The organism is Pseudidiomarina piscicola, assembly GCF_902806985.1.
Lineage (GTDB): Bacteria > Pseudomonadota > Gammaproteobacteria > Enterobacterales > Alteromonadaceae > Pseudidiomarina > Pseudidiomarina piscicola.
Map to the genome: position 1 here is coordinate 75,734 of NZ_CADCXY010000008.1, position 8,901 is coordinate 84,634.

Consider the following 8,901-nt stretch of genomic DNA (forward strand, 5'->3'; position numbering starts at 1 on the left):
CATCTGACTAAAAAAAGGACCTACTGGTGACTGTAAAACCAATTCGTCAGAAGTTATTAGTTGATCCAGATAAGGAGCTGGTGCACCGCGCGTCTAGAGGCGATATGCAAGCCTTCCAACAGCTCTTTGAGCGCCACTATAAATGGGTTTACGCGTTAGTGTGGCGGCTTGCTGGCGCGAGTGATAGTGCCCATGACTTAACACAAGAGGTGTTTATTAAGGTTTGGGGAAGCCTGGCACAGTTTCGCGGCGAAAGTAAATTTTCTACCTGGTTGCACACCATCGCCACTCGAGTGGCGATGGGTGAGTTAAGAAAGAACAAGCGTTGGCAACATATTCGGCTAACCGGTGAGGCCAGCTATGCCCAGAGTATGACCTATGAACCCAGTGCCGACTTAAGTGAGCTTGATAAGTTGATTCTGCGGCTGCCGGAGCAAACGCGTTGGGCTTTCGTGCTGCATTGTATTGAAGGGCTTAGGCATGAAGAGGTTGCGACCGAAATGGGTATTGCCATTGGTACCAGTAAAGCGCAGGTACATCGTGCCAGGCAAATGCTAGAGGAGTGGTTAACTGATGACGGCTGAATCTAAAAAATTAGATCAACTGATCGAACAAGCGAGACAAGGTAAGCAATCGCCGCAGCCGGAACGAGATCTTTGGGGTGGCATTGAACAAGCACTTGTTAGGTCGTCACGACGGCCTCTGCAAGGTTTTGGCTGGCTCTGGGCGAGCGCTGCTTGCATGGTTTTGGTGGTTGCCGGCTTAACCTTTAACGGCTTACAGCAAACTGAGCAAGCTGGCGTGTCACAAACACAGTTGTTGTTGACCATGCTCAATCAACAACACCAACAGCAACGGCAATTGGTGCTCACACACTACCAGCAGGTGGGGTGGGATGGTCGCAGCGAGTTCGTCAAACATGAGCTCGAGCAGATACGTGCGAGCATTGACGAGGTGAGCGAACAGTTAATGCAAGAACCGTCAAACCAACAGCTTTGGCAGTTATTGCAGTGGCTTTACCAGAAAGAATTAGAACTACTTGAGTCGCAGTTTAAAGAAACGAACCCATTACAACAGGTATAACCGGCGAGGAAGAAGTCATGAACCATGCATATAAACAAATTTTAGCGATGGTACTTTTGTTGGCCATTGGTTTGCTAGCTCCACAAGCTATCGCCAAGCAGCAGTCCGTTGAGCAACGGATGGAGGTGCCAACGACGATTATTGTCTCCCTTGAGAATATGCGGGGCGAGGTTGAGATTGTTGGTACCGATGACAACTTAGCAAAAGTTTCCGGGCGCTTGGATGAATACGCGACGGGGCTTACCTTTGAACGTGATGGCAACAATCTAACCATCCGCGTTGATATGCCTAAACGTGGTAACTTCTCGGGCCAGCAAGGGTCTGCTTTACGGGTCGAACTACCGCGCCGCGCAGAACTGCATGTCACTGGGGTATCGAGTGATTTTACGGTGTATAACTTCAGCAGCCAGGTCCGTGTCAATACGGTCAGCGGCGATATTCGCGCAGAGTCCCTCGAAGGTCAACTTCGACTCTCAACCGTCAGTGGTGACGTACAGAGTCGTAAGTTAGCGGGCGTTATCGCCCTGAAATCTGTCAGCGGCGACGTGGTTGACCACGCAAGCACAGCGAGCAGTGCGAGTTACACCTCGACCAGTGGCGATGTTGAGGTGAGCACACAAGCACAAGAAGTTACGGCGGAAAGTGTGTCAGGCGACGTAGAGATGGAACTTGGGGCCGTCATGAGTTTACAGATTAAATCAGTAAGTGGCGATGTAAGCGCTCAGTTGCAACTGTTGGAGCAAGGTCGTATCGAAGCAAACTCGGTCAGTGGTAACGTTGAATTGGCCTTTGTGGGCGCCCTAGATGCAACACTTTCAGCTGATGTGAGTGGCGGTGGCACTATTATCAACAAGCTTAACGATGCCCAGGCACGTGAATCCGAGTGGGGAGTAGGGGCGAACCTAGAAACCAAACTTGGTAACGGCGCCGGTCACATTGAACTCTCGACGATGAGTGGTGACATCATCGTTGCAAATAAATAGTCAATTGAGGGCGGATCGACCTCGATCCGCTTCCCTCGAACCTCAGCTTTTTGTATAGTCGTACCCATTAGTCAGAATCACCTGAGAGAGTTATGGCGAACCGCCCAGATAAACAACACAACGACGCGAAACTAGCAGCAATTAAAACCCCTCCCCATTCGATAGAAGCCGAGCAATCGGTGCTGGGTGGCCTAATGCTAGATAACCAAGCGTGGGATGTTATTGCGGGCGATATTATCAGTGACGATTTCTATCACCGTGGGCACCGCTTAATTTTTCGGGCAATGCACCATCTGTCAGAGCAAAACCAGCCGATTGACTTAATTACGGTGTCGGAAACTCTTGAGGCGGCAGGAAACCTGAAAGACGTCGGTGGCTTTGCTTACTTAGGTGAAATTGCAAAAAACACGCCGAGTGCGGCGAACATTCGAGCTTATGCGCAAATTGTCCGTGAGCGCGCCATTTTGCGGGAAATGATAGCGGCCTCGAATGAGATCACCGAGTCGTGTTTTGATACGCAAAACCGCAGTAGCTCAGATCTTCTCGACCTTGCCGAGAGCAAAGTTTTTCATATTGCCGAAAAACGAACTACCGCCAATGAAGGGCCACAGGCCATCGCGCCTATTTTGCAGCGTACGGTGGATCGAATCGACGAATTGAGTCGCAGTAAAAACCCCAATGGTGTCACTGGTCGTGGGACTGGCTTTAGTGACTTAGATCGTATGACGGCAGGCCTGCAACCTTCCGACTTAATTATTGTTGCAGCCCGCCCATCGATGGGTAAAACAACCTTTGCGATGAACCTATGTGAAAACATTGCGCTTAAGGAAGATAAGCCAGTACTGGTCTTTAGTTTAGAGATGCCGTCGGAACAAATCATGATGCGGATGATGGCATCACTGAGTCATGTTGACCAAACCCGTATTCGTAATGGCCAGCTCAAAGAAGAAGACTGGAGTCGCGTGGCTTCAACCATCTCGATTCTTAAAGATCGTAATAATATTTACATTGACGACTCTTCCGGCTTAACCCCAACTGAAGTGAGGTCTCGAGCGCGCCGAGTTTATCGTGAGCACAAAGGTCTGTCGTTGATTATGGTCGACTATTTGCAGTTGATGACGGTGCCAGGTATGTCCGAAAACCGAACCCTTGAAATTGCTGAGATCTCGCGTTCATTAAAAGCCCTAGCGAAAGAGTTAGAAGTGCCCGTGGTGGCGCTGTCGCAGCTGAACCGTTCCTTGGAGCAACGCTCTAACCGACGCCCTGTTAACTCAGACTTACGTGAATCAGGTTCAATTGAGCAGGATGCTGACGTTATCATGTTTATTTATCGGGATGAGGTTTATCACCCCGAAACTGAGGAACGTGGCGTTGCTGAGGTTATCTTAGGTAAGCAAAGGAATGGCCCGATAGGCACGGTGAAGTTAAAGTTCCAAGGTCAGTATTCACGCTTTGATAATTTAGCCCAACATGAGATACCTGACGGGCCTGAGTACTAGTGGCACTCTCGGCACACGCCGTGTGCTTCAATCGATTGACTTGCGACTTTGAAGCCTTGGTCTTCCGCTTGCTTGCGTAAAGCGTTGTAGACGCCTTCCGACTGAATTTCTTGAACCGACCCACAGCGCTCACAAATCAACATCTGTACTGGATGTTGATGATCAAAATGACTGCACAACACATAGCTGTTAGATGAGGTGATCTTGTGTACGAAGCCTTGCTCTTGCAAAAAGTCTAAGGCTCGATAAATGGTGGGTGGTTTGGCGTTAGGTACCGCAGCCCGCAGTTTATCGAGGAGGTCGTAAGCACCCACAGCGCCAGACTCGGCAGCAAGGATCTCGAACACCTCACGGCGAGCTGGGGTGAGCCGTGCACCGCGTTGTTCACATAATTGTTCGGCCTTAGTGACCAATCGAGCTGTTTCTTTTGTCATCATACCGCAAAGTTTACCATGCCCATCTGCAATGGGATAGACTCAGAGCCTACCATGTAGGCTTTACGAGGACTAATAATGATAAAAACCTTAAATCCTAACCAGCGCCGTCTATGGCAGCGACTGTTCGGTGCATTGCTCATGATGGGCTTGCTGTGGCAAAGCCAAAGTGCGGCGACAGAGTTCGACTATCAAGAGGTGCAGATTGATCAGTTGCAAGCGGCGATGGCGGCCGATGAGCTGCAAGCAACACAAATTGTGCGGCATTATTATCAACAGATTGCGCAACATAACCGCCGCGGTGCTGATTTACGCGCGGTGAACTCATTGTTACCCCTCGAACAGGCGTTGTCGCTGGCGCAAGAACTTGATGCTGAGCGTGATGCGGGGGAGATACGAGGCCCTTTGCACGGCATTCCGGTGCTGCTAAAAGACAACATTGATACGGCGGATGGTCTTGCCAACACTGCCGGTTCGTTGTTATTGAAAAATCACTACCCAGCGCGGGATGCGTTCTTAGTTCAGCGTTTACGCGAAGCCGGCGCAATTATCATCGGTAAAGCAAACTTGAGTGAATGGGCGAACTTTCGTTCGACCGCGTCCAGCTCCGGTTGGAGTAGTGTCGGTGGACAAACCAAAAACCCGTTTGATACCACTCGTAGTACCTGTGGCTCGAGCGCAGGCTCTGCTGCGGCTGTCAGTGGTAACCTCATTCCTCTAGCCGTAGGTACCGAAACCGACGGCTCTTTAGTATGTCCTGCGGCGATCACCGGTATTGTTAGCTTAAAACCAACCGTAGGCTTGGTGAGTCGTAGTGGTATTATTCCAATCTCGCACAGCCAAGATACTGCCGGGCCGATGGCGCGTACTGTGCGTGATGCGGTGTACCTGATGCAGGCAATGCTCGGACCAGACAGCACCGACGCTGCAAGCTATCAGCAGCCGACCGACTTTACCCAGCATCTGCAAAGTGATGGCTTGCGCGGCAAGCGCATCGGTGTGGTGCGAGATTTTATGGGTTACCACAGCCAGCTTGATGCGCGGTTTGAAGCACAACTTGAGGTCTTACGCGAAGCTGGTGCTATCGTGGTCGATAACGTTGAGTTTGTGAACGGCCGTGGTTGGGGGGGTGATGAGTTTACGGTGTTGCTGCACGAGTTCAAAACCGATATGGCAAGCTACTTGGCACAGCATCCATCGCTGCCGTATCGTAGCCTTGATGATCTTATTGCAGCCAACACAGCCAATGCCGATACGGTCATGCCATTTTTTGGCCAAGAACTATTCACCATGGCCGCCGCGCGCACAGAGGCTCAGGAGAGCGAGTATCAAGCCGCAGCAAAGCGCGCGAAAGAAGCGGCTGGGCCCGCCGGCATTGATGCGACCCTTGCCGCACATGATTTAGACCTGTTGATTGCACCGACCACGGCACCTGCCTGGAAAATTGATTTAATTAATGGTGATCATTATATGGGTTCGGCAAGCTCAGCGGCGGCAGTTGCGGGCTATCCTCACATCACGGTTCCTATGGGGTTCGTGCAGCACCTTCCGGTAGGCCTAAGCTTTTTCGCGGGAGCAAAAACTGAAGGGCTGTTAATCGAAGCCGCCTATGGCTATGAGCAAGCGAGCAAAGCTCGTAGAGCGCCGGCATTGATGCCACGCCAGCACTGACAAAAGGCTCATATCTGCCCGAGTGAGACTTGCAAAGCGGAGCCGAAACCGTAGAATACGGCCTCCGCTTTGCCATCTGAGGTCATCATGGTCCAACAACTGACAGCACCCACTCTTGCCGTAGCCCCGATGCTGGATTGGACCGATCGCCACTGTCGTTACTTTCATCGGTTATTAACCAATAAAACCGTGCTTTTCACTGAAATGGTGACTACTGGCGCTATAATCCACGGTAAGTTTGACTTTTTAGCCTTTAATCCGGCCGAGCAACCCGTTGTGCTCCAACTCGGTGGTAGTGACCCAGAAGCAATGGCGGAATGTGCTAGCCGAGCTTATGAGCGCGGTTACGCGGGGGTCGATATCAACGTTGGGTGTCCATCGGACCGCGTCAAAAATGGCAGTTTCGGTGCCTGCTTGATGGCTGCACCGGAAACCGTAGCACAGTGTATTGAAGCGATGCAGAAAGCGGCACCACAGTTAAGAGTGTCAGTGAAGACACGGCTCGGTATCGATGAAATGGACAGCGATGAGTTTTTATATGGTTTCATCGATAGTATTGTTGATGCGGGATGTAAAAACCTAACGCTGCATGCGCGCAAAGCATGGCTTAAGGGCTTAAGTCCTAAGCAGAATCGTGAAATACCGCCACTGCAATATCAACGCGTGTACGATGCCAAAGTGCGCTATCCGCAGCTACATATGATGATTAACGGTGGCATTACCAACGCCGCGGACATTCTCACTCACCTACAGCACGTCGATGGCGTCATGATTGGCCGCGAAGCCTATCAAAATCCTGCCTTTCTGGGGTGCTTCGACAGCATCGTTTCAGCTCCGAACGAACTGCCTGTGGCAACGTCTGCGTCGTTCGAACAACAGCTAGCCGTGGTAGAGCAAATGATTCCATATATCGCTGCCCACTTAGAGCAAGGTGGCCGTTGTTGGCATGTAGTGCGTCATATGCTGGGCTTGTTCCAAGGTCAACCAGGTGCAAAACGTTGGCGCCAATGGTTAAGTCAACAGGGACCCAGTGCTGAATCAGCACACGAACTTGTTCAAAATGGCCTTGAGATGGTGCTTCAAGCACGCGAGAAATTTGACCATAATATAGCCGAAAGTACCAATGCGGGCTAATTGTTACGCTGCTCTTTGGCTATAAAGATATCTAAAAGAACCTACAAAAACATGGGGTTAGTGTTTTTGTTTTAAAGTTGGCACGGCCTTTGTATTACTTCTAGCGAGTTGACGAAAACCGTTATTGCAACGGTTAGTAACATAATCAAAGCTAGGAGAATAACATGAAACCTTTCATTTTGAGTTTAGCCTTCTTAGGCGCTGCCTTCTCAAGTTCTGCATATGCTGAGCTTCCTAAACTAGAGCAAGCCATGAGCCGCTCGATTGCGGCACAGACGCAGCTGGTCAAACAGCAATTTTCTGCCGATACACTACGTTCGAGCCTACAAAACCTGGCTGCCATGCGTGCTGAAATTCCCTATCGAGTGGTGGTTTACGCGGTACTCAATGCGTCTAATGAAGAGACCAGCGTCAGCCCTGATACTGCCAAAGAAAAACCAGCGAAACAGGCGTCACCGGAGTAGCCGATATGCTGCCGGAAACCACATTGTGGCTCGTTATACTAACCTTTTCGCCGGTGGCAACTGTGCTTGTCGCAGCTGCGGTCGTTGCCACCAACCATGCGCTTAATGGCCCCAACGCAGGGTGATTTTGGCTGAATAATTGTGCTAGTCTGCTGTTCACAACAAAACATAATAACTCGTAAGTTAAAACGACAGAGGAATGTGCTGTGAACACAAACGCATGGTTAGGAAAGGTCAGCGCTATTAGTTTAGCGACGACGTTAGCAATAACGACGTCTTTAGTTACTGCGGTAAATGCAGAAGAAGTAGGTCAGCAGACCTACAGCGCCAGTGAGCGGGCCGTGGCACTTGCCAAAAACAATTTATTGATTGATACCCACATCGATGTGCCTTATCGCCTAGAACATAAGTGGGATGACGTAAGTAAAGCCACTGAAGGCGGTGACTTTGACTACCCGCGCGCAGTTGCAGGCGGCTTAAATGTGCCCTTTATGTCGGTGTATATACCGGCACAGTTGGAACAAACACCAGGTGCGAGCAAACAATTGGCGCACCAATTAATCGATAGCATGGAAGCACTCGCATGGCGTGCGCCTGAGAAGTTTGCCATGGCTTACAGTGTTGATGATGTGCTTGAGCAATTTGAGCAAGGTGTGATTTCACTAGCATTGGGTATGGAAAATGGCTCGCCGATTGAAGGTGACATGGCCAACCTTAAAGAATTCTATGAGCGCGGCATACGGTATATTACGTTATCGCACTCGCTTTCTAACCACATTGCAGATTCCTCTTACGATATTCGTCGCCAGTGGAACGGCTTAAGCCCTTTCGGTAAAGAGCTGGTGGTCGAAATGAACAATATCGGCGTGATGGTAGATATCTCTCACGTGTCTGATGAAGCATTCTGGCAGGCAGTTGAGATCAGCCGTGTTCCTGTGATTGCGTCGCACTCATCGTTACGCAAATACACGCCTGGTTTCGAGCGCAATATGAGCGATGACATGATTAAGGCGCTGGGTGAGAACGGTGGCGTGATCATGATTAACTTTGGTTCAAGCTTTGTCACGCGGTCAGCAAACCGCTGGCGCGACATGCTGAATCAACAGATCGAACAGGTTGAAGAAAAATACGGTGCTGACACCGACGAAGCGAAGCAGCGGGTCGCTAAGTTACGTGAAGAGAATCCATTCCCATACGCAACTCTTGAGCAAGTGTTGGACCACATTGATTATGTGGTTAAGCTGATAGGTATCGACCACGTTGGTATTGGTTCAGACTATGATGGCGTAGGCGATTCTCTACCGGTGGGTCTGAAAGATGTCGCGAGCTATCCGAATTTGGTGCAAGGTTTGATAGACCGTGGTTACTCGGATGCGGATATCAAGAAGGTGTTGAATGAGAACTTCTTGCGGGTATGGCGCGAGGTGGAAGATTACGCGGCGAAGCATTAAAATCTGAAAACGATGTTCGATGTTTGAAAAAAAAGCGATGTTTGCTATTTGATGTTCGATGTTTGACAAACAATAATACTTGCCGAACATCGAACATCGAACATCGAACATCGAACATCGAACATCGAACATCGAACATCGAACATCGAACATCGAACATCGAACATCGAACATCGAACATC

At 50.0% G+C, this 8,901-nt stretch carries 9 protein-coding genes; 8 read left to right on the plus strand and 1 reads right to left on the minus strand.

What is annotated here, in order from left to right; all coding sequences use genetic code 11:
* Positions 1–26 precede the first annotated feature (26 nt).
* The 4 genes from PSI9734_RS11570 (at position 27) to dnaB (ending at position 3,565) form a co-directional block, all read left to right on the plus strand.
* The gene (locus PSI9734_RS11570) at positions 27–584 is read left to right on the plus strand and encodes an RNA polymerase sigma factor (RefSeq protein ID WP_246194948.1); all 558 of its coding nucleotides are present in this window, start codon (positions 27–29) and stop codon (positions 582–584) included.
* A complete protein-coding gene (locus PSI9734_RS11575; protein WP_173921278.1) occupies positions 574–1,083 on the plus strand; it encodes a hypothetical protein in 510 nt (169 codons plus the stop codon). Before PSI9734_RS11570 ends, PSI9734_RS11575 begins: the two co-directional genes overlap by 11 nt.
* A 17-nt stretch (positions 1,084–1,100) precedes the next feature.
* Positions 1,101–2,066, plus strand: a complete 966-nt coding sequence (locus PSI9734_RS11580) for a DUF4097 family beta strand repeat-containing protein (protein ID WP_173921279.1) — start codon at positions 1,101–1,103, stop codon at positions 2,064–2,066.
* A gap of 92 nt (positions 2,067–2,158) precedes the next feature.
* Complete coding sequence (gene dnaB, locus PSI9734_RS11585; RefSeq protein ID WP_173921280.1) at positions 2,159–3,565, plus strand: replicative DNA helicase; 1,407 nt, start codon at positions 2,159–2,161, stop codon at positions 3,563–3,565.
* Here dnaB and zur read toward each other — a convergent pair.
* Positions 3,562–4,002 (minus strand): zinc uptake transcriptional repressor Zur, encoded by a 441-nt coding sequence (gene zur / locus PSI9734_RS11590; RefSeq protein ID WP_173921281.1) that lies wholly within the window; start codon positions 4,000–4,002, stop codon positions 3,562–3,564. The genes dnaB and zur overlap by 4 nt on opposite strands.
* A 75-nt stretch (positions 4,003–4,077) precedes the next feature.
* Between zur and PSI9734_RS11595 the strand changes: the two genes are divergently transcribed.
* The 4 genes from PSI9734_RS11595 to PSI9734_RS11610 all read left to right on the plus strand — a co-directional run bounded on the left by PSI9734_RS11595 (position 4,078) and on the right by PSI9734_RS11610 (position 8,719).
* Positions 4,078–5,670 (plus strand): amidase, encoded by a 1,593-nt coding sequence (locus PSI9734_RS11595; RefSeq protein WP_246194950.1) that lies wholly within the window; start codon positions 4,078–4,080, stop codon positions 5,668–5,670.
* Between the two features lie 87 nt (positions 5,671–5,757).
* Positions 5,758–6,804: a tRNA dihydrouridine(20/20a) synthase DusA gene (gene dusA, locus PSI9734_RS11600; protein WP_173921282.1), complete on the plus strand. Its 1,047-nt coding sequence runs from the start codon at positions 5,758–5,760 to the stop codon at positions 6,802–6,804.
* Positions 6,805–6,968: 164 nt separating this feature from the next.
* Entirely contained in the window at positions 6,969–7,268 is a 300-nt protein-coding gene (locus tag PSI9734_RS11605; RefSeq protein ID WP_173921283.1) for a hypothetical protein, read from the plus strand.
* Between the two features lie 206 nt (positions 7,269–7,474).
* Positions 7,475–8,719, plus strand: coding sequence for a dipeptidase (locus PSI9734_RS11610; RefSeq protein ID WP_425500060.1), 1,245 nt, complete (start codon positions 7,475–7,477; stop codon positions 8,717–8,719).
* Positions 8,720–8,901: the final 182 nt, after the last annotated feature.

Excerpts from the sequence above, each read along its gene's own strand:
- PSI9734_RS11575 (WP_173921278.1), top strand. The coding sequence starts at position 574 with ATGACGGCTGAATCTAAAAAATTAGATCAACTGATCGAACAAGCGAGA.
- PSI9734_RS11580 (WP_173921279.1), top strand. The coding sequence starts at position 1,101 with ATGAACCATGCATATAAACAAATTTTAGCGATGGTACTTTTGTTGGCC.
- dnaB (WP_173921280.1), top strand. The coding sequence starts at position 2,159 with ATGGCGAACCGCCCAGATAAACAACACAACGACGCGAAACTAGCAGCA.
- zur (WP_173921281.1), bottom strand. The coding sequence starts at position 4,002 with ATGATGACAAAAGAAACAGCTCGATTGGTCACTAAGGCCGAACAATTA.
- PSI9734_RS11595 (WP_246194950.1), top strand. The coding sequence starts at position 4,078 with ATGATAAAAACCTTAAATCCTAACCAGCGCCGTCTATGGCAGCGACTG.
- dusA (WP_173921282.1), top strand. The coding sequence starts at position 5,758 with ATGGTCCAACAACTGACAGCACCCACTCTTGCCGTAGCCCCGATGCTG.
- PSI9734_RS11605 (WP_173921283.1), top strand. The coding sequence starts at position 6,969 with ATGAAACCTTTCATTTTGAGTTTAGCCTTCTTAGGCGCTGCCTTCTCA.